Raw genomic sequence first — 25,304 nt, forward strand, 5'->3', positions numbered from 1 at the left:
ACGGCGACGTCGATAGGCTGTTCTGGGACCAAGAGATCAAGAGGCGTTGGAACCCGCAGCCGGCAAGCGGCTTATCTACGGAAATTCCGTGGAGAGGACATGCTGGACAAATCCGGGTCGTCGTCTGGCCAATCGGCTGTGAGGAAAGCTGCACCAAAAAACGCGGTGCCGCACAACGGAGCGCTGGAGAACGGCGCGCAAGCCTCGGCCGTTCGGGCCTCGCTCAACTATGTCACCGACACTGAACCCGGTATTCGCCGGCTGCGTTCGGGCAAGGGGTTCTCGTACAAAGGACCCGACGGGCGGATTGTCGACGGGGAGGCGCTGGCACGCATCAAGGCGCTCGCCATTCCACCGGCCTGGACGGATGTGTGGATCTCGCCGGATGCCGACGGTCACATCCAGGCGACCGGTCGGGACCAGCGCGGCCGCAAACAATACCGCTATCACCCGCACTGGGCGGAGGAGCGTGACGGCGTCAAATATTCGAGCCTGATTGCCTTCGCCGAAAGCCTGCCCGAACTGCGGCGGCAGATCGAGGTCGATTTGCGCCGTCACGGCCTGCCGCTGGAACGCGTCGTTGCGGCTATCGTCTGGCTGCTCGACAACACGATGATCCGTGTCGGCAATGCCGCCTATGCCCGCGACAACAAGAGTTTTGGGCTGACCACGCTGCGTGACCGCCATGTCGACATCAAGGGCTCGAGCCTGCGCTTTGCCTTCATCGGTAAATCCGGCAAGGAATGGAGATTGAAACTTGTCGATCGCCGGATTGCCAAGGTCGTGCGTGGAGCGCAGGACCTGCCGGGCCAAAAACTGTTCCAGTATCTCGACGAGGACGGAAACAGGCATCCGGTGCGCTCAGACGACGTCAACCGCTATATCAGGGAAAATGCCGGAGCGGAGTTCAGCTCCAAGCACTTCAGAACCTGGGGTGGCACCATCCATGCGGCGTCGCTGTTTGCGCAAACCGAACGTCCGGAAAGCCAGGCGCAGCAAAAGCGGGTGATGAACAATGTCATCGACAAGGTTGCCGAGCGGCTCGGCAATACGCGCGCGGTTTGTCGCCAATGCTACATCCATCCGGAAGTGTTCCGCGCCTGGCCCGAAGGACGGCTGCTGGACGAAATGGCGGATGCCAACCAAGGCAAGCGCTCGATCGCCGGGCTCGACGACGAGGAGGCCTTGGTCTTGAGATGGCTGAAGGCGAGGGAATGACGCCGGACGGAGCGTATTTTTTTGTCGACGCCGTGTCGGCATCGGTCCTAGTGTTTCGTCCTTTGACAGAGAAAAGGACGACCCATGCTCTACGCGATCCTCTGCTATGCCTCCGAAGACGTCGTCTGCTCCTGGAGCAAGGAGCAGGACGACGCCGTCATGGAAAAACTTCTGGGTGTGCAGGAAAAATATGCCCAGGCGGGCCGGCTTGGCCCGGTGGCGCGGCTCTTGCCGACGACCGCGGCGACGACGCTGAGGAAGGTCAAGGGCGAATCGATCGTCATCGACGGCCCGTTTGCCGAAACCAAGGAACAGTTCCTCGGCTTTTACACGCTCGAATGCGCCGACCTCGATGAGGCCGTCGACTTCGCGCGCGAGCTTTCCGAGGTCAACCCGAGCGGCGGCTCCTACGAAATCCGGCCGGTCTCGCTGTTCAATCCCGCCAAGGTTTCCGCATGACCGAACTCGCCTGGATCAGCACGGCAATCAGCACCGCTCGCCCGCAGGCGATGGGGGCATTGCTGCGCTACTTCCGCGACCTCGACGCGGCGGAGGAAGCATTCCAGGACGCCTGCCTGAGGGCACTGAACAACTGGCCGAAAAACGGTCCGCCGCGCGATCCGGCAGCCTGGCTGATCTTCGTCGGCCGCAACAGCGGCATCGATGCGGTGCGCAAGCGCGCCAAGCAGGCGCCGCTGCCGGAGGAGGACCAGATCTCCGATCTGGAGGATGCCGAGAGCGACGTCGCCGAGCGGCTGGACGGGGCGCATTACCGCGACGATATTTTGCGGCTGCTGTTTATCTGCTGCCATCCCGACCTGCCGGCCACACAGCAGATCGCGGTGGCGTTGCGCATCGTCTCCGGCCTGACGGTCAAGCAGATCGCCCGCGCCTTCCTCGTCGGTGAAAGCGCCATGGAGCAGCGTATCACGCGCGCCAAGGCGCGTATCGCCGACGCCGGGGTGCCGTTCGAGACGCCGGGAGCGGTCGAGCGCTCCGAACGGCTCGCCGCCGTCGCCGCCATGGTCTACCTGATCTTCAACGAAGGCTATTCCAGCAACAGCGGCGAGGCTTCGGCGCGTGCGCCGCTTTGCGAAGAGGCGATCCGGCTGGCCCGGCTGCTGCTCAGGCTGTTCCAGACCGAGCCGGAGATCATGGGGCTGACGGCGCTGTTGCTGCTGCAGCATGCACGCTCGCCGGCTCGCTTCGACGAGAACGGCGAGATCGTGCTGCTCGAAGACCAGGACCGCAGCCTGTGGAGCCGCAAGATGATCGATGAAGGCCTGGCGCTGGTCGATAAGGCGTTGCGCCATCGCAAGCCCGGTCCCTACCAGGTGCAAGCGGCGATCGCCGCACTGCATGCGCGGGCGGAAAAGCCCGAGGACACGGACTGGAACGAGATCGACCTGCTCTACGGCCTGCTCGAGCAGATGCAGCCGTCGCCGGTGGTGATGCTCAACCGCGCCGTCGCGGTCTCCAAGGTGCGTGGACCGGAAGCCGCACTCGCCATGATCGAGCCGCTGGAGGGAAGGCTTTCCGGCTATTTCCATTTCTTCGGCCTCAAGGGCGGACTGCTGATGCAGCTTGGCCGCGGCGAGGAGGCGCGTGTCGCTTTCGACCGCGCCATCGCGCTCGCCAATACGGCCGCCGAGGCAGCGCATATCCGCATGCATATCGACCGGCTGATGAAAGAAAGCGCCGTGCGGGAAACCGCCAAGACGGCACACTGATTCGCTCTATCTGGCTGGTTCAACAGTCGGACGCCGGCTTGGACCATGCCGGGGTGGCGATTTCTCCCTGAAACGCGTAATGCCACGCCATGACAGCGCCTGGTGTGCCGACCGGCAGGGAGTGGGTATGGCGCAAGGCTTGGACCGACGCCATATGAGCGACGGAATCTGAAAGGGATGAAAATGACGATTGCGAAGGAAACGGCCGGGCTTCTGGCGAAACTGGGCGTTGCCGAGCGCGCGCTTACGGGCGGCGATCTTATCGTGCGCAGCCCGGTGACCGGCGAGCAGATCGCCGCGCTGAAGACCATCTCGCCGGCCGATGCGGCAACGACCATCGACAATGCCCACAGAGCTTTCCTGGCGTGGCGGCAGGTGCCAGCTCCCAAGCGTGGCGAACTGGTGCGGCTGCTCGGCGAGGAATTGCGCACACACAAGGCCGAGCTTAGCCGGTTGGTATCGATCGAAGTCGGCAAGATCCCATCCGAAGGTCTTGGCGAAGTGCAGGAGATGATCGACATCTGCGATTTCGCCGTCGGTCTTTCCCGGCAATTGTACGGCCTGACCATCGCCACCGAGCGTCCCGGCCATCGCATGATGGAGACCTGGCATCCGCTCGGCGTCGTAGGCGTCATCTCGGCCTTCAACTTTCCGGTCGCGGTGTGGTCGTGGAACGCAGCACTTGCGCTGGTCTGCGGCGACGCGGTGGTGTGGAAGCCGTCGGAGAAGACACCGCTGACGGCGCTCGCCTGTGAGGCGATTTTTGCACGCGCGGTAAAGCGTTTCGGTGCTGACGCGCCGCAGGGACTGGCGCCCGTGCTGATCGGCGATCGCGCCGTCGGCGAGATCCTGGTCGATCATCCCAAGGTGCCGCTGGTCTCGGCCACCGGCTCGACGCGCATGGGCAGGGATGTCGGCCCACGGCTGGCGAAGCGCTTTGCCCGTGCCGTGCTGGAGCTCGGCGGCAACAATGCCGGCATCGTCTGCCCGACGGCCGATCTGGACATGGCGCTCCGCGCTATCGCCTTCGGCGCCATGGGCACGGCCGGCCAGCGCTGCACGACGCTCAGGCGCCTGTTCGTGCATGAGAGCGTCTATGACCAGCTCGTTCCGCGCCTGAAGAAGGCTTATGAGAGCGTCTCGGTCGGCAATCCGCTGGAGACAAGCGCTCTGGTTGGCCCGCTGATCGACAAGGCTGCCTACGAGAATATGCAGAAGGCGCTGGAGGAGGCGGCTTCGCATGGCGGTAAGATAACCGGCGGAATGCGGGTCGAGAACGGTCACCCCGACGCCTACTATGTGCGTCCGGCGCTGGTCGAAATGCCGCGGCAGGTTTCGCCGGTGACGGAGGAAACCTTCGCGCCCATCCTCTATGTGATGAAATATTCGGACTTCGACACCGTGCTAGAAGAACACAATGCGGTGGGAGCGGGGCTGTCATCCTCGATCTTTACCCGCGACCTGCAGGAATCCGAGCGCTTTCTTAGCGTCGACGGATCGGACTGCGGTATCGCCAACGTCAATATAGGCACGTCAGGGGCCGAGATCGGCGGTGCCTTCGGTGGCGAGAAGGAAACCGGCGGCGGCCGCGAGAGCGGCTCCGATGCCTGGAAGGCCTATATGCGGCGCGCCACCAATACGGTGAATTATTCCAAGGCGCTGCCGCTTGCGCAGGGCGTGTCGTTCGACATCGATTGAAATGCCAGATCTCCGTCGCGGCGGCGCCAAGGCTGCCACGACGGCGGTCGGCTCGCGGTTCAGCTGGCTTGCGAAGTTACAACACAGTTGTCGAAGGCTGCATCGATGATGGCGAGCTTGATGGCCTGGGCGGTCATGTATTCCTGATAGAACTCGCTCGACACCCACATGACCGAGTGACCGCGCTGGCCCAGCCAGCCGATGCTGCCGAGTTCTTCGGCATCGCGCAATTTGCGTGACAGGTGGGTGCGGGAAAGCTTGAGCCAGTTCGCGAAATCTCCAATTGAGACGACACCGGTCGGGATTCGGTCCAGGTCGGCATGATCGGGGTCGACGCCGGACATCAGCCAATCCATGACGATGCCGCCATTGTCGAGCCAGGTGAACAAGGAAAAGGTCTGTCTCGGCTCCCGCACGGCATGCGACGAAAGCAGGCCGTCGGCCACCAGCGGCTGCAGTTTGGCGAGCATGTCCGGTTGTGCGACGAATGCAGCCAGTCGAAATCCGCTGTCCAGGCTGTCCAGGCTGTCCAGCGTTCTGAGATGAGCCATGACCCAGCCGGCAACCGTCTCCAGAGTGCCCGCGGTCGGCTCAAAGGGGCGGATGCGCCCACATTTGATCGGCAGATGCCGGATGAAGCCGTAATGCAGCATCTCCTTCAGGAAGGCGTCGGCGGTGTTGCGGCTGGCCACCGAATGCCGGCAGATGTCGTCCATGAACCGTGCGGACGTAAGTCCCTTGCGATGATCGTCCGGCTCTCGATTGAAATACAAGGCAAGACCGATATGGGCCATCAGCCAACGTTGTTGGGTGGCGAATACGGAGGCCAGCCGCGGGTTCGCTTCATAGGTCTGGAGAAGCGTCCGCGACTGAGCCTGGACATGGCGACGCAGCGCCGGATGGCGGGCAATGTCTTCAGAAACCAGCGCCATCCCCGCCGAGCCCAACCAAATTTGCAACTGGAAATACGATCACAATTTCAGCCTTCGCGGGTCGTGTCCAGAGCCGGCGCATCAGGATACGAGCCGAATCCCGCCGGCTGGTAGCTGAATTCCGCCACTTGATCGCCGAGGCTGATCTCGCGAGGCGCTGATCTCCCTGCAGAAGGCTAGCCCGCTCGAACCCGCCAATGATGGCCTCGCCCCGTCCAGCCCGTGCTCCCGCCGATGGCGACGCGGAACCAACACAAGCTTTGCTCGTTGAAGAACGCTGATTTGGACTGAGACTGTGAGGAACTACAAAATGGAGAATGGCCTTTTCGCCACGCCGCCTGCACCGTTACGGAAAACAGAGTCGGTTTGGCTACGGGCGCTCAAATGGCTGTTGCGCCGGGTGCGCAGCGCCTCCGACAGCTCCGGAACCATGTTGAAGCCAATCCTTTCCGGACCTGAGGATGATAGCGGGCCTACTCCGCCTCGACGCGCTTGAGGCTGATTGCACTGCGATCCTGACGCCAAAATAACCGGTCGCATGTCTTTTCATCACTGCCGCGACGGCGACAGCCATGACCGCTTCGAAGGCCTGCGACGGCGATGTGTTCGCCTGATGCAGCGGCGGGAGCGGCAGTGCCGCGTAACGGCGGGAACCATTGGGCGTGCTTGGCTATTAGATACAGGCGGCTGCTGGTCTGCCGGGCCAGGAGCCATAGCTATGATCATTAATCCCCCACCGGAAAGCGCCATCCCGGCATCCGTTCCGTCGGTCGATCCAAAAGCCGCCCCGACGCCTCGCAATGCCGAAGCGGAGGTCTTTTATATCGAGGCGATCCGCGAGCTTGTCACGACCGGCATCCCCTTTCTCGTCGCCGGCACCTATGCCGTAAGCGCCTATACCGGGATCACCCGCCTGACCAAGGATCTCGATATTTTCTGCAAGGCCGGCGACTGCCCGCGCATCCTCGCCCATTTCAAGCGGATCGGTTACGCCGTCGTGGTCGAGGACGACCGGTGGCTCGGCAAAGTGTTCAAGGGCACGCATTTTTTCGACGTCATTTTCGCCTCGATGAACGGCACAATGCCCGTCGACGACCTGTGGCTGGAGCACGCCCGTCAGGGCGAATTGCTGGGCAGCCAGGTGCGGATCATCGGCCCAACCGAGCTTATCTGGTCCAAAAGCTTCATCCAGGACCGCCGCCGCCACGATGGCGCCGACGTCGCGCACACCATCCTCAAGGCGCACGACCAGATCGATTGGCAAAGGCTGCTTTCCTACATGGAAGTCCATTGGGAAGTCTTGCTGATGCATCTCTTGAACTTCCGATGGATCTATCCGACGGAGCGAGACCGTGTGCCGGCGTGGCTGCTCGACGAATTGCTCGACCGGCTGGCCAAACAGCGCGAACTGCCGCCTTCCCGGATGCGGATCTGCCGCGGGCGCATGCTTTCACGAACCGACTATGAGATCGACGTCAAGGAATGGGGCTTTGCCGACGTCGGCGGTGAAGGAGAATATAGCGATGGCTGACGAACTCAAACCTGCTTCGGCAAAGGCGGAAAACGGCGGCACACTCAAGATCGCCGCCATTGGCGATCTGCATGTCGGCAAGGAGGACCAGGCGTCGTACCGCGATCTTTTCGGCGAGATGTCGCGCGAAGCCCAGGTTCTCGTGCTGACCGGCGACCTTACCAATCTCGGCAAGCCTCGGGAGGCCGAAATCCTTGCCGAGGAACTGCGTGCCTGCACGATCCCGGTCGTCGCCGTACTTGGCAACCACGACTATGAGTCAGGCGCCGTCGAGCAGGTCACCGACATTCTGCGCCAGGCGGGCGTTCATCTGCTCGATGGCGAGGCGACGGAGATTCACGAGGTCGGGTTCGTCGGGGTCAAGGGTTTCGTTGGCGGTTTTGGATCGCGCATGCTCGGCTCCTTCGGCGAACCGGCCATCAAGTCGATGGTGGCGGAAAGCGTGAACGAAGCGATGCGGCTTGAAAACGCGATGCGGCAGGTCCGCGCCAAACGCACGCTTGTCGTTCTGCACTACGCGCCTGTCGTCGAGACGGTCGAAGGCGAGCCGCTGGAGATCTTCCCATTTCTCGGTTCGTCACGCCTGGCCGAAACAATAGACCGGTTCCAGGTCAGTGCGGTGGTGCATGGTCATGCGCATCGCGGCGCCTACGAGGGCCGTACGCCGGGCGGGGCGTCGGTCTATAACGTTGCCATGCATGTCGCCAAGCCGACGGGCCGCCCCTACGCCATGCTCGAAATCTGACAGGCAGCGCCACTGGCGCAAGCAATCGCCCGTGCACGCTGCAGAACGATCATGGCACTTGCCGGGTAACAGCCATCCGCTTCGGTGGAATGTCGTTTTCATCCGGGTTGGGAACGGGATCTTCGTCGGGGAGCCTGTCGGGGTCCGGCTCACGCACGGGCTTGGGATCGGGGATGGGAGGCGGTGGCACCGGGGTCGGTGTTGGCTCGGGTGTGGGAATAGTGGCCATCGTAATCATCTCCTCTTGGCGCAGAACAACGCAACGGGTCGGCTGGTTCCCGGCTTGCCCGTTTTTGGAACTACACCGTCGCGCCTGCGGGTCAGCCCATCTCCGGATTCGGCTGGCTGCCGCCTGACTTGCTTGACCGCAGCAGCAGCGCCAGCGGAACGAGCAGGGCGGTTGCCACCGCGCAGTAGCGGAAGACATCGACATAGGCGAGCAGCGTGGCCTGGCGAGCGATCAACTGACCAAGCCAGGCGATCGCCTGCTGCTTCGCCTCGACCATTGGCGAACCCTGGGCGACGAAATGCTCGGTCGCCTGCCGAAGCGCCTGCTGATAGGCGGGCGACGACTGCACGGTGTGGCCGACCAGATTCGATTGATGGATCTGGGAGCTTTGCGCAATGACGGTGTTGGACAGCGAGACGCCGATGCTGCCGCCGATATTGCGTGCAACGTTGATCAGCGCAGATGCCTGGTTGGTCTTCTGCGGGGGCAGGCCGACATAGGCCGCGGTCGAGATGGGAATGAACAGGAACGGCAGCCCGACCATCAGGAAAACACGGGCAAAGGCAAAGAAGCGGAAGCTGGCGTCCGGAGTAAGCGAGGTCATATGCCAAAGGGCCACTGCGACCACCGACATGCCCATCATGATCAGATATTTGGGCTGCACGATGCTGCCTACAAATCCGGACACCGGCATCAAGATCAACATGGCGATGCCGCCCGGCATCATCGAAAGGCCCGAGAGCGTCGCGGTGTAGGCAAATGTCGTCTGCTGCAGCTGAGGCACGATCTGGGTGGTGCTGAACAGGATAGCACCGACCGCCATCATGACCAGGAACGCCGTGCCGAACTGGCGCGTGAATAATAGGCGCATGTCGACGACCGGATCGCTGCGACTGAGTTCCCATGGGATAAGCAGCAGGAACGCGATCGCGGAAATCACTGCGAAAGTGGTGATGAAATCCGAGGCGAACCAATCGTAGCGCTGGCCCCGGTCGAGAAAAATCTCCAGGCACCCCAATGCCGTCGCTACCAGGACGAACCCGATCCCGTCGATCTTCAGGCCGCCTTTCAGCCGTTCCTTGCGTTCGCGTTCGAGTACGTCCGGTTCGACCAACAGCCATTGCACCAGGGCCAGCGACAGGATGCCGAACGGCACGTTGATGAAGAAGATCCAGTGCCAGGAGAAATGGTCGGTCAGCCAGCCGCCGATCGTCGGCCCGACCGTCGGTGCGACGATGACGGCAATGCCGTAAAGCGCGAAGGCCTGCGAGCGCTTTTCTGGCGGAAAGGTATCGGCAAGGATCGATTGCTCGCTTGGCGCCATGCCGCCGCCGCCGAGTCCCTGAAGGACCCTGAACAGGATGAGCAGTTCCAGGTTGGGCGCCAGTCCGCACAGCAGCGACGCGACGGTAAAGGTCGCAACGCAGAGCATGTAGTAGCGCTTGCGGCCGATGACGCTTGCCAGCCAGCCGCTGACCGGGATGATCACCGAGTTGGCAACGAGATAGGTGGTAATCACCCAGGTGCTTTCGTCCATTCCGGCCGCCAGGCTGCCGGCGATGTTGCGCAGGGCGACATTGGCGATCGAGGTGTCGAGCACCAGCATGAAAGTGGCGATGGAGACGACGACGGCGATAAGCCAGGGATTGTGCGTCCCGGCGGCGGATCGGCTTTCACCCTGATTTCTGGCGGTTTCGCCGCTCATCGCACCTTGACCGTCGGCACCACCGACAGGCCCGGCCCGAGAAGCACATCCGGCGGCTTGTCGAAGACGATCTTGACCGGCACGCGCTGTACCACCTTGACGAAATTGCCGGTGGCATTTTCGGCCGGCAGGAGGCTGAAGGCGGTGCCGCTGCCGGCCTGAATACTGTCGACGCGACCATGGAAGGACTTGTCCGGGTAGGCGTCGATGTCGATGTCGACCGGCTGTCCCTGCCGCATCAGATCGAGCTGCGTCTCCTTGAAATTGGCCTTCATCCAGACCTCGTCGGGAACGAACATCATCAATACCTGGCCAGGTTGGGCGTAGGTGCCGTTAGCCGCAGAAATGCTCGTTGCCCGCCCGGCTGCGGGTGCTGTGATAGTCGTGCGTGACAGCGTCGTGCGGGCTTGCTCCTGGCTGGCCTTGGCCTGCTCGAGCTGCGCCTCGGCGCTCCTGGCCTGTGCCTGCAAGACCGAAACCTGGCTTTTTGCGGAGGCGACATTGGCCTCGGCGCTGTCCAGCGCGGCCTGGTCCTGACGCAACGTCGATGCCGCCTGCTGCGCCTGCTGCTGCGTTGCCGTGCCCCTGGCCAGGAGTTCGCGATTGCGTTGATCCTCGGCCTTGGCGAAATCCAGCGCTGCCTTGGCCTGTGCAACCTGCCTCTGGGCAGCGTTTACCTTTGCGTTTTGAGCCTCGATCTGGGCGGCGACATTGACGATTTCGGCCTCGGCCGCGGCGACGCCGGCATCGGCCTGCTTCAGGTTTGCCTGATAGTCGCTGTCGTCGATACGCAGGAGGACATCGCCCGCCTGTACATGCTGATTGTCGGTAACCGCCAGCTCGGTAAGGCGGCCGGCTATTTGCGCACCGATCGTCACTGTGCGCGCATCTATGAAGGCGTCGTCGGTCGATTCGTACTGGCGAGCGTTCAGCCACCAGATCGCGATGCCTGCCACGACGAGCAACAGCGCAAGCGCGATGGCTGCGGCCGCATAGGGATGGCGCCTGGGAAAGCCGAGCAGACCGGCCTTTCGTTGCGAGGCATTCCCGTCGGGTTTTTCCTGCCGGGGCTCTGCCGATCGCTCACGAGATTCTCGAACCGGGGCCGGTTGCTCCCGGGTTTCATTTACAGGCTCGACGTCTTGCTCGACGCGTTGAGGCTTCGTGTCCAACGGAATTGCTTTCAAGATTGATATTGCAGCCGCCGAAGCGGACGCAAAGCCAAACGGCAAGCTTCCGCAAAAGTTCCTGTCCGGAAACGGGTTCGGTTAACCGGTCGACATCGAACACAGGCGGGGGCGCGTCGGAATTCGAGCGCCGCTTCACCGGGCAGGTGATCCGTACGCCTCATGTTGCGGCGGTCCGGCCTTGTCAGCGCTCCATGGCGCGATAATTGCTCATATAGGCGTGGGCGAATTCACCTGTCGACAGGAGCCGACCATGAAACATCAAACACTCGACCAACTGCAGGCCGTCGCGGAAGTTGAGTCCTTCGCGGCGTATCCGGCGATGACTCGAACCCAGCGGATTGAACGTTGGGCGGAACTTCTCGAACAAAACCCGACGCGATGCCTTGGGGCGCTTCCAGGCACCGAATATATGAACAGGGAAGCGCGCGACAGATCGCGTGGCGCTGGGACGCCGCTCACTGTCGCCTTCGAGGATCCGGTTCTGCGTGCCATGGGCCTCAGCGATGATACCTATGGTGAGGCAAAGCGCTTCTTCGAACTGAGCGACCGGCAGTTGCACCAAATCGTCTGCCATTGCCATGTCGGCGCTACGATGCAAGCGAGATGGGCCGCTGCCAGGGTGCGCGGGATAGTTCGCGGCAACAGATTTGTTGCCTGGATGAAGGGCTTGATCGTGCATTGAGGCGGTACGAGGAACGGCGGAACACGCGTTCTTTCCGCGCCGTGGAGAGCGCTTCCGAACTTGGAAGGGCTCGTGCGCCGTCGGGCCGCGCAGATTGTGAAACTCCTCGACGCTTGGCTGCGCCTTGTCGCGGCCATGCGTCCGTCTTTGATGTGAGAATTTGAGCTGGCCCGCCACAGGTGAGAGCCTTCGTCTGACCGGCGGTCGAGCGCCGTCCAGGCCTGCCTGCGCGGCTACTAACGACGAATGATCCTGCGATCGGGGAAGATCCTGCGACCTGGCTAAACTAGCGATCGATTTCTCCGAACACGATGTCGAGCGAGCCGATGATCGCGGCAACATCGGCGATCATATGGCCTCGGGACAGGAAATCCATCGCTTGCAGGTGGGCGAAGGAAGGTGCGCGGATCTTGCATCGGTAGGGAACGTTGCCCCCGTCCGACACGAGGTAGACGCCGAATTCACCCTTCGGCGCCTCGACGGCGGCATAGACTTCACCGCTCGGCACGCGAATGCCTTCGGTATAAAGTTTGAAGTGGTGGATCGTCGCTTCCATCGAGCGCTTCATCGTGGCACGCGGCGGCGGCGTGATCTTGTGGCTCGGAATCGCGACCGGTCCCTGGCCTTCTGGTGAGCGCAACTTTTCCAGACATTGCCGCATGATCCGGACCGACTGGCGCATTTCCTCCATGCGGACGAGATAGCGGTCGTAGCAGTCGCCATGCTTGCCGACTGGGATATCGAAATCCATCTCCGAATAGCATTCGTATGGCTGCGCCTTGCGCAGGTCCCAGGACGCGCCCGATCCGCGCACCATCACGCCGGAAAAGCCCCAGGCCCAGGCATCATCGAGGCCGATCACCCCGACATCGACATTGCGCTGCTTGAAAATGCGGTTCTCGGTCAACAGCTCTTCGAGATTGTCGCAGACCTTGAGGAACGGATCGCAGAACTTCCAGATGTCGTCTAGGAGTTCCGGCGGCAGATCCTGATGCACGCCGCCGACCCTGAAATAATTCGCGTGCATGCGGGCGCCGGACGCGCGCTCATAAAAGACCATCAGCTTCTCGCGCTCGGCGAAACCCCAGAGCGGCGGCGTCAGCGCGCCGATGTCCATGGCTTGCGTGGTGACGTTGAGGAGGTGCGATAACAGCCGGCCTATTTCGCAGAAAAGCACGCGGATGAGCTGTCCGCGTTTCGGAACCGATATTTCGAGGAGCTTCTCGGCGGCGAGACAGAATGCATGCTCCTGGTTCATCGGCGCGACGTAGTCGAGCCGGTCGAAATAGGGCAAGGCCTGCAGGTAGTTCTTGTACTCGATGAGCTTTTCGGTGCCGCGATGCAGCAGGCCGATATGGGGATCGGCGCGTTCCACGATCTCGCCGTCGAGTTCGAGCACCAGCCGCAGGACGCCGTGAGCGGAGGGATGTTGTGGCCCGAAATTGATGGTGAAGTTGCGAACTGCAGCCTCGGCCATGACAGTCCTCCGCGATCAAGCGGGCTTTGGTTCCGTGCCGGAGCCGGCTTGTCCGCTTTCAGCCGCTCACGTCGTCGTCTGGATGATCAGCGTGAGCGTGCCGTCGCCGTCGATATTGGCTGCGACGACCTGCGTGGAATTAAGCCCGTTCGCCGCCAGCGCCGATGCCGCCTGCGGCGATGCGTCGATCGAACTTTGCAGGATGCGCAAATCCTCGGCGCTGGTCTGGGTGACGACGGCCTCCGCCTGTGCCTTGATGTCAGGAGGCAGATCCTCCATCGCCACGATTGTCACTGCGGTGAAATTCTGGGCGGAGAAGGCTTGGTCAGGTGTAGCCTGGTCGGGAGTGGTCCCTTCGGGCGTGGCTTGCTCTGGCAGGGTTTGCGGGGCCGTCGGCGGGACAGGGGCAAGCTCTGGTGCCACGGATTGCGCATAGACCGGCGAGGCAAGGGCCAGTGCCGAAAGTGTGGCAATTGTCGTCGATAGGCGCATAGCCGTTCCTTCCGTTTGCTCAGCGGACGATCAATTCGGTGACGACAAAACCATCGTGTCGAAATATGGTTCCGTGACGAGGTGATGTCTTGCCGAAAGCCGTGATTGTCGCGGAAAGCAGGGCGCGAAATCCGGCGTTGCCTGTCTCAGGCAGCGGTGTGGCTGCGATCGGGCTGCGGCCAGCGCTGCAACGCCTCACGGCCCTGAGCGGTCAGTTCGTAGATCCCGCGATCGGTGCGCGCGAACCAGCGATACACATTGTGCAGCAGGATCTTAGGCGCGTTCGGCAGGTTGGGCTTCAAGTCACGCGGCCGCTTTGGGCCATCGGCGAGGGCTGCGGCGCATGCCAGCGCCTGCTGGCGATAAGCGGTCATGATCGGCGCACGCGAGCCGCCGCCGGCGACAGGATCGCCCTGCCGACGCCGATGTTCGTCAATTAGCTTCGAGCGGCGCCGGGGATCCCGACGCGGAGCCAATGCCGTCGGGCTGAGCAGCACCTGAACCTCGCCGTTCGGTCGCACGCCAAGCAGGCCAAAGCCGAGCCGACGGCAGAGATTGCGGTATCTCACATCGCTCTCACGGCCCTTGCCACGGGCCGACATGCATGCCGCTAGCCAGACCTCGTCGCTCGCCGCCATACGGTCGACGCCCTGGAGCACCAGTTCGAGGTTGAACTTCAGCTTCAGCTCGCAGATGACGACGATCGGCGGAGAGTCGGCACTCAGCGCCAGCAGATCGCAGCCGCCGATCTCGCCCTTGACCATAAATCCCAGGCCTTCCAGGAAGGTCTTGACCGGGCTGTAGAGTGAAGTTTCGAGCATGGGCCTTTGTCGGCTGCGAATCATTCCGCCGATCGGCGGTTCAGCGCGATGATCGCTCCTTGCCGTTGAACAGGAGGTAAACGACGGCCAAGCAAGTGGTCAGAGCCGTGCCATGGCCGCTTGCCAATTTGGTATGCTGGTATAATGTGTACCTAAGGTAGCATGCTCCGCGTAGCTGCGCTGTGCTGGACATCCGGGCGCCCGAGACATCGTCCATGGCATCGTCATTTGAGCGGCGGCTCCCCTGCGTTCTCTAATCCGCCGACCGGCGGCAATGTGCATACAAGTCAATGGGATGACGATCGGCAGGGCCGTCGTTGGAATTCAGGAGTAACGGACACATGACAACGATTGCGCTGTTTGGTGCGGGCGGCAAAATGGGTTACCGTCTGTCGACCAATTTTCGCGGATCTCCCTATACGATACGCCATGTCGAGGTCAGCGACGCCGGCCGCGAGCGGCTTAAGTCGGGCCTCGGCATCGATGCCGTCAGCGCCGATGAGGCGCTTGATGGAGCCGATGTGGTGATCCTGGCGGTGCCGGACACGCACATCGGCAAGGTCGCGGCGAGTATCGAGAGCAAGCTTGCATCAGGCACGATGGTCGTCGTGCTCGACGCCGCGGCACCTTTCGCCGGGCATTTGCCGAAGCGGCCGGACCTGACCTATTTCGTCACCCACCCGTGCCATCCGCCGATCTTCAACGACGAGACCGACATGGCGGCCAAGAAGGATTATTTCGGCGGCGTCAAGGCCAAGCAGCACATGGTCAGCGCCTTGATGCAGGGACCCGAGGAAGATTTCGCCAAGGGTGAGGCGATCGCAAAGATCATCTGGGCGCCGGTCATGCGCTCGCATCGCGTCACGGTCGATCAGATGGCGCTGCTCGAGCCCGGCCTTTCTGAAACGGTGTGCGCCTCGCTGCTCGTCATCATGAAAGAGGCCGTCGACGAGGTGGTGGCGCGCGGGGTCGACAAGCAGGCGGCGCTCGATTTCCTGCTTGGGCATATGAACGTGCTTGGCGCCGTCATCTTCGGCGAAACCAAAGGCGTGTTCTCCGACGCCTGCAACAAGGCGATAGAGTTCGGCAAGCCGGTGCTGATGCGCGACGACTGGAAGCGGGTGTTCGAGCCGGAGGAGATTGCCGCGAGCATTCAGCGCATCACTTGAGGGCAGCGACGCGTTCTCCGGAACATGTCACCTGAAATTGTCATTGACTCATTATACCAGTTGGCTTAGCTGTTTGATGGATCGGACCGTCAAGCTTCGCCGCAGGATCAGGCGCTGGATGAGTGGAGGATAGGGGGAGCGATCCTTCGAGGTGAAGCCGGCCAAGGGCTTGTGAATCTGACGCGACCCGCCGCCTACGGCCGGCTAACGAAATCGAATGCATATAGCCTTGGGATAAGGCACGGATTTTCAACGGGAGGAATACATGAAACTGACACGCAGAATGACGCTTGCGGCTTTTGCCGGCATGCTGGCGCTTGGCACCGCCGCACCCGCCTATGCGGCGGATTTGATCGCCATCATCACGCCCTCGCATGACAATCCGTTCTTCAAGGCGGAAGCTGTCGGCGCGGAGGCGAAGGCCAAGGAACTCGGCTACGAGGCGTTGGTGCTCGTCCATGACGACGACGCCAACAAGCAGTCCGAATTGATCGACACGGCGATTGGCCGCGGCGCCAAGGCGATCATCCTCGACAATGCCGGCGCCGACGCCACCGTCGCCGCGGTGCAGAAGGCCAAGGACGCAGGCGTTCCTTCCTTCCTGATCGATCGCGAGATCAATGCCACCGGCGTTGCCGTCGCGCAGATCGTCTCCAACAATTATCAGGGCGCCCAGCTCGGCGCGCAGGAATTCGTCAAGCTGATGGGCGAGAAGGGTAATTTCGTCGAGCTCGTCGGCAAGGAATCCGACACCAATGCCGGCATCCGCTCCAAGGGTTACCACGACGTCATCGACGACTATCCGGACCTGAAGATGGTGGCGCAGCAGTCGGCCAATTGGAGCCAGACCGAGGCCTATTCAAAGATGGAATCGATCCTCCAGGCCAATCCCGATATCAAGGGCGTGATCTCCGGCAACGACACGATGGCGATGGGCGCTCATGCGGCACTTGCCGCTGCCGGCCGCAAGGACGTCATCGTCGTCGGCTTCGACGGGTCGAACGACGTGCGCGACTCGATCACCTCCGGCGGCATCAAGGCGACAGTCCTGCAGCCGGCCTTCGCGCAGGCGCAGATGGCGGTCGAGCAGGCCAACGACTTCATCAAGAACAAGAAGTCTCCGGCCGAGGAAAAGCAATTGATGGATTGCGTCCTGGTCAATGGCGACAATGCCGCCAAGCTGGAGACGTTCGCGCTCACCAACTGAGCCGGCGTAACATCAAGCAGCAAGGGACGAGCCTCCGGTTCGTCCCTTGCTTCCATTTCGCCCTTGCCTCCATTTCTCTGGGTGCTCCTGACCGCCATGCCGAACGAGCCGACATGTTCAACACGCTGACCCGGCCGATCCTTGTCGCGTTGTTCCTCGCAGCAATAGGCAGCCTGACCGCCTGCAAGATCCTGCCGACGCCGTCGGCGGAAAACGGCGGCACTGGCTCCGCATTCGATCCCGACAAGATGGTCGCGGACATCTGGGCGGCGAAAGTCATACCCTATCTGCAGCAGAAGGCCGGGCCGTTTGCCGAGGTTCACACCTTGGCCAAGACCGATCCCGCCGCTGCCGGCGCCAAATACGGCAACCCGAAGAAGCAGGCGAATTCGCCATGGACCTTCGCCGTTCGGCTCGAGGGCAAGGTCGTGGCAGCCAACACACAGTCACGCGCGGCGACGATGGACGTCGATGCCGACGGCGACGGCAAGGCGGACGCGCGGGTGCAGATCGGACCCGCCATGCGCGGAACCGCGCTGCGCGACAGCCTCGACTTCATCCAGTTCAACGATTTCACCAACCAGATCGACTTCGCCCAGTTCGGCAAGGCTTTCAACGCCTATGCCGACAAGACCGTGCTTTCCAAGCTGCCGCGCGAGGCACTCGAGGGCCGCAGCGTCGAGGTACTTGGCGCCTATACGCCGGGCAGTGGCCAGGACCTGCCGCTGGTGACGCCGGCGGAGGCAAAGATCGGGCCGAAGTCATGAGCGGCGATCAAGATGTCATCCTGAAGCTGGAGGACGTCTCGAAAGTCTATTCCGGCACCGTCGCGGTCAAGCGGGCGAATTTCGAGGTGCGCAAAGGCGCGGTCAACGTGCTGGTCGGCGAAAACGGAGCCGGCAAATCGACGCTGATGAAGATCATCGCCGGCGTCGAGCAACCGACGCTCGGGCGCATCCTGCTGGACGGCGAGGAGGTTTCATTCTCGTCTTCCGGTGATGCCGTGAGCCGCGGCATCGGCATGGTTTTCCAGGAGCTGAATCTGTTCGGCAATCTGACTGTCGCCGAAAATATTTTCGCCACCCGCGAGATCACCAACCGCTTCCGCAAGATCGACCGCAAGGAGCAGGAGCGCCGCGCGGCGGAGTTCCTTGAACGCCTGGAAGCCGGCATCCGGCCCGACATGCTGGTCGAGGATCTGCGCATCGGCCAGCAGCAGCTGGTCGAGATCGCCAAGGCGGTTTCGCTCGATGCGCGCATCCTGATCATGGATGAACCGACCTCGGCGCTCAGCGCGGCGGAAGTCGAGATCCTGTTCAAGGTGATTGCCGACCTCAAGGCACGCGGCGTGGCAATCGTCTACATCTCGCACCGGCTCGAGGAACTGATCCGCATCGGCGACACCATCACGGTGCTGCGCGACGGCCGCATCACCGGCCAGGCGGAGATGAAAGACGTCGACACCCAGTGGATCGTGCGGCAGATGATCGGCTCGGATGCCAAGGACTTCGCCAAGGCCGACGGCCATGTGCCGGGCGAGGAAATATTCCGCGCCGAGGACATCTGCCTGCCGCGCGTCACCGGCGGGCTTGCGGTCGATCACGTCTCGCTGTCGCTGCGCGCCGGCGAAATTCTCGGCATCTATGGCCTGATGGGCGCCGGACGCAGCGAGCTGTTCGACTGCATCATGGGCCGCCACGGCCATTCGACGGGCACGATATTCATTGCCGGCAAGAAAGTGCACGAGCGCGACACGACGCGGCGCATCCGGCGCGGCCTGGCGCTGATCCCCGAAGACCGCCAGCGCGAAGGGCTGGTGTCAATCCTCTCCGTCGCCAGCAATCTGACGCTGGCCAGCCTGTCGCGGTTCGTGCGCCTGTTCCACATTCGCGGTGCCGCCGAACGACAGGCGGTGGCCCGGACGGTGCGCGAACTGGCGATCAAGGTCGCCGATCCGGCGCAGGAAGTCTCGTCGCTGTCAGGCGGCAACCAGCAGAAGGTGGTGATCGGCAAGGCGCTGCTCACCGGGCCGAAGGTGCTGTTGATGGACGAGCCCAGCCGCGGCATCGACGTCGGCGCCAAGGCCGACGTGTTCCGCACCATGCGCAAGCTGTCGCGCGACGGCCTGGGGATTCTGTTTGCCACCTCCGATCTCGACGAAGTGATGGCGTTGTCCGACCGCATCGCGGTGATGAGCAATGGAAAACTGACCGGCATGTTCGACCGCGCCGAGGCGACGGAGGCCGCACTCGTCGCTGCCTCCGCCTTCGGCCACGGACCGGTCCCGCACGGAGAGCAAGACGCATGACTGACATCCCAGCCAAGGCGGCGGTCAACTCCATGTCGGGCGGCTCGGTCCTGCTGACGCTGATGAAGGCGAGGACGTTCATCGCGCTGATCGCCGTGCTGTTATTCTTCTCGATAGCCGCCCCCAATTTCCTATCGGCCGCCAATCTTATCCTGATGTCGAAGCATGTGGCGCTGAACGCATTCCTCGCAATGGGCATGACCTTCGTCATCATCACCGGCGGCATCGACCTGTCGGTCGGCTCGATCGTCGGCCTGTGCGGCATGGTGGCCGGCTATCTCGTGCTCAACGGCATCGACCTGCAGGTCGGCTACACCATCTATTTCAACGTCTTCGAGATCGCGCTGATCACGCTTGCCGTCGGCATATTGATCGGCGCCGTCAACGGCTTGCTGATCACCAGGCTCAACGTTGCGCCTTTCATTGCCACGCTCGGCGTGCTCTACGTCGCACGCGGCCTGGCGCTGCTGTCGTCGGACGGCCGTACTTTCCCTAATCTCGTCGGCAAGCCGGAGCTCGGCACCACCGGATTCGGCTTTCTCGGCGCCGGCCGGTTGCTCGGCCTGCCGGTTGCGCTCTGGATTTTGCTCGTCGTTGCGCTAGGGGCGGCCTATCTCGCCAAGTACACCCCGCTCGGCCGCCACATCTTCGCGGTTGGTGGCAATGAACGGGCGGCGCGGATTTCGGGCGTCCGCGTCAATATGGTGAAGATGTTCGTCTACATGTTCTCCGGCTTCTGCGCGGCGATCGTCGGGCTGATCATCTCGTCGGAGCTGATGGCGTCGCATCCGGCGACCGGAGAGAGCTTCGAGCTCAACGCCATTGCCGCGGCGGTGCTCGGCGGCACCTCGATGTCGGGCGGTCGCGGCACGATCGGCGGCACCATTGTCGGCGCCTTCGTAATCGGCATCCTTTCGGACGGGCTGGTGATGATGGGAGTGAGTTCGTTCTGGCAGATGGTGATCAAGGGCCTCGTCATCATCGTCGCCGTCGTCGTCGACCAGGCACAGCGCCGGCTGCAGAGCCGTGTCACGCTGATGCAGATGGCAAAGGCCGGCTGACATGGCGGAACTGCGTGGAGCGCTGATCGGCTGCGGCTTCTTTGCCATCAACCAGATGCATGCCTGGCGCGATATAGAGGGCGCCTCGATCACCGCCATCTGCGACCGCGATCCGGACCGGCTACGGATCATTGGCGACCAGTTCGGGGTCGCACGGCGCTATACCGACGCGGCAGCGCTGTTTGCCGGCGAAAGGCTGGATTTCGTCGACATCGCCACCACGGCACCAAGCCACAGAATGCTCGTGGAGATGGCGGCGCAGCACGGCGTTCCGGCAATCTGCCAAAAACCGTTTGCGCCGACGCTTGCCGACGCCAAGGCGATGGTAAAGGCCTGTGCTGACGCCGGCGTGCCGCTGATGGTGCATGAGAATTTTCGCTGGCAGTCGCCGATCCAGGCGGTGCGTACCGTGCTCGACAGCGGCGAAATCGGCACCCCCTTTTTCGGACGGATCTCGTTCCGCTCTGCCTATGACGTGTTTTCCGGCCAGCCTTATCTGGCGACGGGAAAGCGCTTCATCATCGAGGATCTGGGTATCCACATCCTCGACATAGCCCGCTTCCTGCTGGGCGACGTCTCGACCGTCACTGCGCGAACGGCGCGCATCAATCCCGGCATTGCCGGCGAGGACGTTGCGACGATGCTGATGGACCACACGGGCGGCGCCACTTCCGTGGTCGACTGCAGCTACGCGAGCAAGCTCGCTACCGAGCCGTTTCCGGAGACGCTGATCGAGATCGACGGCAGCGACGGCACGATCCGGCTGGCGCAGGGCTACCGGCTCACCGTCACCGGCAGGAGCGGGACAGCTGTGAGCGACGTCTCGCCACCGCTGCTGGCCTGGGCATCACGGCCGTGGCACAACATCCAGGAAAGCGTCGTCGCCATTCAAAAGCATTGGGTCGACTGCCTGACCAAGGGAACCGAGCCCGCGACCTCGGGCGCGGACAACCTCAAGACATTAGCGCTGGTCGAGGCTGCGTACGCTGGCGCCGCAAGCCGGGAGCCGGTGCAACTCGACGCCTTGCTGAAATGACAGCCGACGCCTTCCTCCTCTACGGCACACGTGCCGTTGAAGCCGAACCGGTCAGGCTGCGCGCCGGCGCGCTGACGGCGGACTTCGTCAACGGCAATCTGCGCACCATCCGGCATGGCGGCACCGAGGTTCTGCGCGCCGTCGCCTTCATCGTCAGGGATCGCGACTGGGGCACCTACGAGCCGGCGCTCACCGATTTAATCATCGACCAGGGCGATGACGCTTTCTTCGTCAGCTATTCGGCAGGTTGCTTCGGACCAGAGGGAAGCCGGCTCGACTTCCGTGCGACCATCAAGGGCTCGGCCGATGGCCAGCTGATCTTCGACGTGAGCGCTCTTCCCGACAACGATTTCGAGACCAATCGCTGCGGCTTCTGCATCCTGCATCCAATTGCCGGGCTGGCCGGCAGCCCGGTCACGGTCGAGCATACCGATGGCAGCGTGGTCGCGACGCGGCTTCCGGAGCTGATCGATCCCTGGCAGCCTTTCAAGGATCTGCGGGCGATCACCTATGAGGTCCGGCCGGGCGTCACCGCCGAATGCCGGATGCAAGGCGACATTTTCGAGATGGAGGACCAGCGCAACTGGTCGGATGCCTCCTACAAGACCTATGTCCGGCCGCTCGCGCTGCCATGGCCCTATGTGCTGCCTGCCGGCAAGACCTTCCGCCAGACCACTAGTTTGCGGATAGAGGGTCGCGGGAAAGTGCCGGCCGCTGCGGCAATCGCGGAACCAATTCGCGTCACGCTCGGCCAAGCCGGACCGGCGCTGCCGGATGTTGGCGTGATCATCTACCCGGATGAGGTCGAGGCGGCGCTGGGCAAGCTGCCGATGCTGTGCGAGCTTGGTCCGCAGCAATTGATGTTCCACTACGACCCGACGCGTGGCCATGGGCTCGACGCCTTGCGATCCTACGCCCGGCTCGCCGCCGCCTATCCGGTCCGGACAACGCTCGAATGTGTCATTGCCGGCGACGGCGATCTCGACGCCGAGCTTTCAGGCGTCGCCGACAGGGTGCGCCAGGCCGGGCTCAAGCTTTCGGCCATTGCCGTCTCGCCCTCGGTCGACCGGCAGTCGACGCCACCGGGCAGCGCGTGGCCGCACTGCCCGCCGCTCGAAGACGTCTACGCCGCGGCGCGGCGCGCCTTTCCCGACAGCCGCCTCGGCGGCGGCATGTTCAGCTATTTCACCGAACTCAATCGCAAGCGTGTGCCGGCCGACCTGCTCGATTTCGTCACGCATTGCACCTGCCCGATCGTGCACGCCGCCGACGATCTCAGCGTCATGCAATCGCTGGAGGCATTGCCTTTCATCACGGCGTCAGTACGAACGATCTTCGGAACAATACCTTATCGGATCGGGCCGTCGACCATTGCCATGCGCCAGAACCCTTATGGCGGCGCGACCAAGGCTAATCCTGACAGTCAGCGCATTGCCATGGCCAACCGCGACCCTCGCCATGCCGGGCTGTTCGGGGCCGCATGGACGATCGGCTATGCCGCGCGCGTTGCGCCGGCCGGGCTCGAAATGCTGACGCTCTGCAGCTTCACCGGACCATTCGGCGTGCTGGCCTCGTCGGGCGAACCTGTCAAAGAAGGTACACCCCGGCCGATTTTCCACGCGGTGAAAGGACTTTGCGATCTGGCCGGCCATGCGCATGTGGCGGCGACAACGACCGATGAGACGCGGGTGCTGGCACTGGCCGGCCACTCCCAGACAGGCAAGATCATCGTCTGGCTGGCGAACCTTACTCCGGACGACCTTCCAGTCGATGTTTCCGGGCTCGGCTCCGATCGGGGTCCTCTGAAGATCTGGGATGGACGAACGTCACGCCAGATTCAGCGCGACGCGTCGGGCCGAGACCGTCTTGTCATGACGCCCTACGCAATCGTCCGGATTGGCTGAAGTCACGCCGGGGTTCATGAATCGCCGCAGTTCCGCAGCGGTTGCCCGTAGCCGCAGCACTTCCGCTGCCGACTTGTCACCGGACTTGCTTTCGAAACTCGCCTGGTGCCATTCCAGTTGTCTTGGAAAAAAGACGGCTGAACGAAGCGACGTCCTGATATCCCACCCGATAGCAGATTTCTGAGACGCTCAGTTTCGTTTCCTCAAGCATGGACCTTGCCAACTCCAGCCGCCTTTCCTGGATCCATTTTCCCGGCGTTGTCTGGAGCTCGTCGAAAACCCTGCGAGACAGGGTTCGCGAAGACATTGCCAATTCGGTTGCAAGAAATTTCAAATCGATTTCTGACATCTTGTCTTTCGAGAGCTCGCGCAGCTTGTTCTCGAATGGGCTGGCCTCGTTCGAAATTTTGTCGAGAGGAAATTCGTAGGGACTCTGGAATTTGCGCGGCGGAGGAAGAACCAGAAGTTTTCGAATGATCCGTTCTTCCTTCTCGAAGCCCAGATCGATCAGCAAAGCCCTGGCGAGTTCGAGTCCGGAAAACCCGCCTCCACATGTGTAAAGGCGGTCCTGGCGAATGAGCAGGCGGGAAGCGTCCCATCGCACTTGCGGAAACCGGCGGCTTGCCTCGTTCTTCAGCCACCAGGATATCGTTGCGCGCTTGCCGTCCAACAATCCCGAAGTGGCGAGCAGATAACACGCGCCGCAATGTGCTGCGATGATTGCGTCCTGCTGCTGCGCGAGCGCGATCAGCGGTTTTGAATGCTCACTCTCCTCGTCGAGCGAGCGCAGAAGCTCCGGAATCTCGACACCCGGCATGGCAATGAGAATCAGGACATCCATTTTCCGGGATGGTTGAGCCTTTGTCGGGAAGGAAATTCCGGTGCTCGATGCCGACGGCGCGCTCCTTGAAACGAACTCACAGGAGAGAACCTGCGAACGGCAGACGTCATTCACAAGCTGAAACATTTCCACGAGCGTCGAGACGACGGCCGAATAGAAATTCGACGGCAGCCAGATCACAACGTGGAGGCCCCTGTCAGCCATTGCGGTACTCCAGTATCGTTCTCGGATGGCAAGCCTAGCATAGTCTTTGCAAGAATTGCCAATCCCAGAACAAGCGCGGCGCCTCCAGGAGGGCCTATGCGGGCTTGCTGACGAAAGCGGGCCGCGGAAATCCATGGCTGGGAAGATGCAAATGCTGAAATCGTTGAATGAAAACACGCGGCACATACATCGGATTCAGACGCAACAGAAAACTGCGTCGGTCCGGGCTCAGGCTGATCTGTGGTCAGTCAGTAGGCCGAGAGCAAGGTGCCGGCCGCTGCGGTCGGGACCTTGCTCTTGATTTTCAGCTGCCGGAGTTCATCACGTAAAGCGCACGCGAGCGTTCGAGGTGCTTGATCATCGCCTTCTCGGCGCCATCCGCATCCTTGGCCTCGATGCGTCCGATGATCTCTTCGTGCTCGGTCAGCGTGAACTTTTCCTTGCCAGTCCAGATCAGCATTTCGGTGTGGTATTCCTTTAGCCAGCCAAGCATTGCCTCGCTGACGGCGACATAGATCGGATTGCCGGATATTGCCGCGATCTGGGTGTGGAATTTCATGTCGGCGGATATAAAGGCTTCCGAGTCGCCACGATGGCTGCGCTGCTCGGCAACCGTTGCCCGCAACCGCTGCACGTCCTCGGCGGTTGCCTTCTCCGCGGCTTCCCTGACCATGCCGCGCTCGAAGAAGATACGCGCGTTCTTGAGGTGCTCCAGCGTGTCCTTCGACGACGACAGGATGATCTTGGCGGCACCGTCGACCTGTTTGATGATCGACTTGGCGGTCAGCTGCAGCACTTTCGCCCGCTCGCCATGCGAGATCGCGACAAGGCCCATATTGCTCAACGCCTGCATTGCCTCGCGGATCGCCGGCCTGCCGACCTCGAAGCGCTCCATCAATTCGCGCTCCGACGGCATGTCGTCACCCGGCAGCAATTCGCCGCTGGTGATCAGGCGCTTCAGTCTCAAGAATACTTCGTCGGAAAGCTTGCGCCGGACGATCGGCTCCGAACGGTTCATCGTCGCGAATCACTCCTTTGACCGGCCCCTATCTAGCATTTCCGCCGTGAATTCCGGAACGCCTGCTGCCGGCTCGCCCTTACCGCCAAGCCGGATAGGGCTTGCA

Annotated in this window: 22 protein-coding genes; 14 read left to right on the plus strand and 8 right to left on the minus strand. The window is 62.4% G+C overall.

Features of this window, described 5'->3' with window-relative positions:
• Positions 1-99: 99 nt before the first annotated feature.
• The 4 genes from NKH93_RS01350 (at position 100) to amaB (ending at position 4,646) form a co-directional block, all read left to right on the plus strand.
• Positions 100-1,218 (plus strand): DNA topoisomerase IB, encoded by a 1,119-nt coding sequence (locus NKH93_RS01350; RefSeq protein ID WP_352918202.1) that lies wholly within the window; start codon positions 100-102, stop codon positions 1,216-1,218.
• Between the two features lie 84 nt (positions 1,219-1,302).
• A complete protein-coding gene (locus NKH93_RS01355) occupies positions 1,303-1,677 on the plus strand; it encodes a YciI family protein (RefSeq protein ID WP_254817007.1) in 375 nt (124 codons plus the stop codon).
• Positions 1,674-2,948, plus strand: coding sequence for an RNA polymerase sigma factor (locus NKH93_RS01360; protein ID WP_352918200.1), 1,275 nt, complete (start codon positions 1,674-1,676; stop codon positions 2,946-2,948). The genes NKH93_RS01355 and NKH93_RS01360 overlap by 4 nt, the downstream gene beginning before the upstream one ends.
• 183 nt (positions 2,949-3,131) lie before the next feature.
• On the plus strand, positions 3,132-4,646 hold the full coding sequence (gene amaB / locus NKH93_RS01365) for an L-piperidine-6-carboxylate dehydrogenase (protein ID WP_352918198.1): 1,515 nt from the start codon (positions 3,132-3,134) through the stop codon (positions 4,644-4,646).
• Between the two features lie 59 nt (positions 4,647-4,705).
• Here amaB and NKH93_RS01370 read toward each other — a convergent pair whose 3' ends face one another.
• Positions 4,706-5,578 carry a hypothetical protein gene (locus NKH93_RS01370; protein WP_352539484.1) on the minus strand — a complete coding sequence of 291 codons (873 nt, stop codon included), beginning with the start codon at positions 5,576-5,578 and terminating at the stop codon, positions 4,706-4,708.
• Between the two features lie 718 nt (positions 5,579-6,296).
• On the opposite strand from NKH93_RS01370, the gene NKH93_RS01375 reads away from it, so the two are divergent.
• Positions 6,297-7,109, plus strand: a complete 813-nt coding sequence (locus tag NKH93_RS01375; protein WP_352539322.1) for a nucleotidyltransferase family protein — start codon at positions 6,297-6,299, stop codon at positions 7,107-7,109.
• The gene (locus NKH93_RS01380; protein ID WP_352469581.1) at positions 7,102-7,854 is read left to right on the plus strand and encodes a metallophosphoesterase family protein; all 753 of its coding nucleotides are present in this window, start codon (positions 7,102-7,104) and stop codon (positions 7,852-7,854) included. Before NKH93_RS01375 ends, NKH93_RS01380 begins: the two co-directional genes overlap by 8 nt.
• 320 nt (positions 7,855-8,174) lie before the next feature.
• On the opposite strand, the gene NKH93_RS01385 is transcribed toward NKH93_RS01380, so the two are convergent.
• Positions 8,175-9,788: a DHA2 family efflux MFS transporter permease subunit gene (locus NKH93_RS01385; protein ID WP_352539321.1), complete on the minus strand. Its 1,614-nt coding sequence runs from the start codon at positions 9,786-9,788 to the stop codon at positions 8,175-8,177.
• Positions 9,785-10,744 carry an HlyD family secretion protein gene (locus NKH93_RS01390; protein ID WP_352968939.1) on the minus strand — a complete coding sequence of 320 codons (960 nt, stop codon included), beginning with the start codon at positions 10,742-10,744 and terminating at the stop codon, positions 9,785-9,787. The genes NKH93_RS01385 and NKH93_RS01390 overlap by 4 nt, the downstream gene beginning before the upstream one ends.
• Before the next feature lie 484 nt (positions 10,745-11,228).
• Between NKH93_RS01390 and NKH93_RS01395 the strand changes: the two genes are divergently transcribed.
• A complete protein-coding gene (locus NKH93_RS01395) occupies positions 11,229-11,660 on the plus strand; it encodes a hypothetical protein (RefSeq protein ID WP_023675469.1) in 432 nt (143 codons plus the stop codon).
• Positions 11,661-11,946: 286 nt separating this feature from the next.
• Here NKH93_RS01395 and NKH93_RS01400 read toward each other — a convergent pair whose 3' ends face one another.
• The 3 genes from NKH93_RS01400 to NKH93_RS01410 all read right to left on the minus strand — a co-directional run bounded on the left by NKH93_RS01400 (position 11,947) and on the right by NKH93_RS01410 (position 14,450).
• Positions 11,947-13,137 (minus strand): NADH-quinone oxidoreductase subunit D, encoded by a 1,191-nt coding sequence (locus NKH93_RS01400; protein WP_352501918.1) that lies wholly within the window; start codon positions 13,135-13,137, stop codon positions 11,947-11,949.
• A gap of 66 nt (positions 13,138-13,203) precedes the next feature.
• Positions 13,204-13,629 carry a hypothetical protein gene (locus NKH93_RS01405; RefSeq protein ID WP_352918195.1) on the minus strand — a complete coding sequence of 142 codons (426 nt, stop codon included), beginning with the start codon at positions 13,627-13,629 and terminating at the stop codon, positions 13,204-13,206.
• Between the two features lie 146 nt (positions 13,630-13,775).
• Positions 13,776-14,450: a DUF2161 domain-containing phosphodiesterase gene (locus tag NKH93_RS01410; RefSeq protein WP_352918193.1), complete on the minus strand. Its 675-nt coding sequence runs from the start codon at positions 14,448-14,450 to the stop codon at positions 13,776-13,778.
• A 341-nt stretch (positions 14,451-14,791) separates the two neighbouring features.
• Here NKH93_RS01410 and NKH93_RS01415 point away from each other — a divergent pair, with 341 nt between their 5' ends.
• From NKH93_RS01415 to apnL, 7 genes are all read left to right on the plus strand, one after another.
• Positions 14,792-15,619 carry a phosphogluconate dehydrogenase C-terminal domain-containing protein gene (locus tag NKH93_RS01415; RefSeq protein WP_352586635.1) on the plus strand — a complete coding sequence of 276 codons (828 nt, stop codon included), beginning with the start codon at positions 14,792-14,794 and terminating at the stop codon, positions 15,617-15,619.
• A 265-nt stretch (positions 15,620-15,884) separates the two neighbouring features.
• Positions 15,885-16,826 (plus strand): D-ribose ABC transporter substrate-binding protein, encoded by a 942-nt coding sequence (locus tag NKH93_RS01420; protein ID WP_352469588.1) that lies wholly within the window; start codon positions 15,885-15,887, stop codon positions 16,824-16,826.
• 113 nt (positions 16,827-16,939) lie between these two features.
• The gene (locus NKH93_RS01425; protein ID WP_352682588.1) at positions 16,940-17,593 is read left to right on the plus strand and encodes a DUF2291 family protein; all 654 of its coding nucleotides are present in this window, start codon (positions 16,940-16,942) and stop codon (positions 17,591-17,593) included.
• Positions 17,590-19,134: a sugar ABC transporter ATP-binding protein gene (locus tag NKH93_RS01430; protein WP_352469590.1), complete on the plus strand. Its 1,545-nt coding sequence runs from the start codon at positions 17,590-17,592 to the stop codon at positions 19,132-19,134. Before NKH93_RS01425 ends, NKH93_RS01430 begins: the two co-directional genes overlap by 4 nt.
• Positions 19,131-20,195 (plus strand): ABC transporter permease, encoded by a 1,065-nt coding sequence (locus NKH93_RS01435; RefSeq protein ID WP_023675478.1) that lies wholly within the window; start codon positions 19,131-19,133, stop codon positions 20,193-20,195. The genes NKH93_RS01430 and NKH93_RS01435 overlap by 4 nt, the downstream gene beginning before the upstream one ends.
• Position 20,196: 1 nt before the next feature.
• A complete protein-coding gene (locus NKH93_RS01440) occupies positions 20,197-21,231 on the plus strand; it encodes a Gfo/Idh/MocA family protein (protein ID WP_352767585.1) in 1,035 nt (344 codons plus the stop codon).
• The gene (gene apnL, locus NKH93_RS01445; RefSeq protein ID WP_352968942.1) at positions 21,228-23,135 is read left to right on the plus strand and encodes a D-apionate lactonase; all 1,908 of its coding nucleotides are present in this window, start codon (positions 21,228-21,230) and stop codon (positions 23,133-23,135) included. Before NKH93_RS01440 ends, apnL begins: the two co-directional genes overlap by 4 nt.
• 76 nt (positions 23,136-23,211) lie before the next feature.
• On the opposite strand, the gene NKH93_RS01450 is transcribed toward apnL, so the two are convergent.
• Complete coding sequence (locus NKH93_RS01450) at positions 23,212-24,180, minus strand: GlxA family transcriptional regulator (RefSeq protein ID WP_352968944.1); 969 nt, start codon at positions 24,178-24,180, stop codon at positions 23,212-23,214.
• Between the two features lie 304 nt (positions 24,181-24,484).
• Positions 24,485-25,198: a transcriptional regulator NanR gene (locus NKH93_RS01455; RefSeq protein ID WP_292663135.1), complete on the minus strand. Its 714-nt coding sequence runs from the start codon at positions 25,196-25,198 to the stop codon at positions 24,485-24,487.
• Positions 25,199-25,304: the final 106 nt, after the last annotated feature.

This window comes from Mesorhizobium sp. M0954 (genome assembly GCF_040319155.1).
GTDB lineage: Bacteria > Pseudomonadota > Alphaproteobacteria > Rhizobiales > Rhizobiaceae > Mesorhizobium.

Bases quoted from the DNA above. Each gene is read 5' to 3' on its own strand.
- NKH93_RS01350 (WP_352918202.1), top strand. From the start codon at position 100: ATGCTGGACAAATCCGGGTCGTCGTCTGGCCAATCGGCTGTGAGGAAA.
- NKH93_RS01355 (WP_254817007.1), top strand. From the start codon at position 1,303: ATGCTCTACGCGATCCTCTGCTATGCCTCCGAAGACGTCGTCTGCTCC.
- NKH93_RS01360 (WP_352918200.1), top strand. From the start codon at position 1,674: ATGACCGAACTCGCCTGGATCAGCACGGCAATCAGCACCGCTCGCCCG.
- amaB (WP_352918198.1), top strand. From the start codon at position 3,132: ATGACGATTGCGAAGGAAACGGCCGGGCTTCTGGCGAAACTGGGCGTT.
- NKH93_RS01370 (WP_352539484.1), bottom strand. From the start codon at position 5,578: ATGGCGCTGGTTTCTGAAGACATTGCCCGCCATCCGGCGCTGCGTCGC.
- NKH93_RS01375 (WP_352539322.1), top strand. From the start codon at position 6,297: ATGATCATTAATCCCCCACCGGAAAGCGCCATCCCGGCATCCGTTCCG.
- NKH93_RS01380 (WP_352469581.1), top strand. From the start codon at position 7,102: ATGGCTGACGAACTCAAACCTGCTTCGGCAAAGGCGGAAAACGGCGGC.
- NKH93_RS01385 (WP_352539321.1), bottom strand. From the start codon at position 9,788: ATGAGCGGCGAAACCGCCAGAAATCAGGGTGAAAGCCGATCCGCCGCC.
- NKH93_RS01395 (WP_023675469.1), top strand. From the start codon at position 11,229: ATGAAACATCAAACACTCGACCAACTGCAGGCCGTCGCGGAAGTTGAG.
- NKH93_RS01400 (WP_352501918.1), bottom strand. From the start codon at position 13,137: ATGGCCGAGGCTGCAGTTCGCAACTTCACCATCAATTTCGGGCCACAA.
- NKH93_RS01405 (WP_352918195.1), bottom strand. From the start codon at position 13,629: ATGCGCCTATCGACGACAATTGCCACACTTTCGGCACTGGCCCTTGCC.
- NKH93_RS01410 (WP_352918193.1), bottom strand. From the start codon at position 14,450: ATGCTCGAAACTTCACTCTACAGCCCGGTCAAGACCTTCCTGGAAGGC.
- NKH93_RS01415 (WP_352586635.1), top strand. From the start codon at position 14,792: ATGACAACGATTGCGCTGTTTGGTGCGGGCGGCAAAATGGGTTACCGT.
- NKH93_RS01420 (WP_352469588.1), top strand. From the start codon at position 15,885: ATGAAACTGACACGCAGAATGACGCTTGCGGCTTTTGCCGGCATGCTG.
- NKH93_RS01425 (WP_352682588.1), top strand. From the start codon at position 16,940: ATGTTCAACACGCTGACCCGGCCGATCCTTGTCGCGTTGTTCCTCGCA.
- NKH93_RS01430 (WP_352469590.1), top strand. From the start codon at position 17,590: ATGAGCGGCGATCAAGATGTCATCCTGAAGCTGGAGGACGTCTCGAAA.
- NKH93_RS01435 (WP_023675478.1), top strand. From the start codon at position 19,131: ATGACTGACATCCCAGCCAAGGCGGCGGTCAACTCCATGTCGGGCGGC.
- NKH93_RS01440 (WP_352767585.1), top strand. From the start codon at position 20,197: ATGGCGGAACTGCGTGGAGCGCTGATCGGCTGCGGCTTCTTTGCCATC.
- apnL (WP_352968942.1), top strand. From the start codon at position 21,228: ATGACAGCCGACGCCTTCCTCCTCTACGGCACACGTGCCGTTGAAGCC.
- NKH93_RS01450 (WP_352968944.1), bottom strand. From the start codon at position 24,180: ATGGCTGACAGGGGCCTCCACGTTGTGATCTGGCTGCCGTCGAATTTC.
- NKH93_RS01455 (WP_292663135.1), bottom strand. From the start codon at position 25,198: ATGAACCGTTCGGAGCCGATCGTCCGGCGCAAGCTTTCCGACGAAGTA.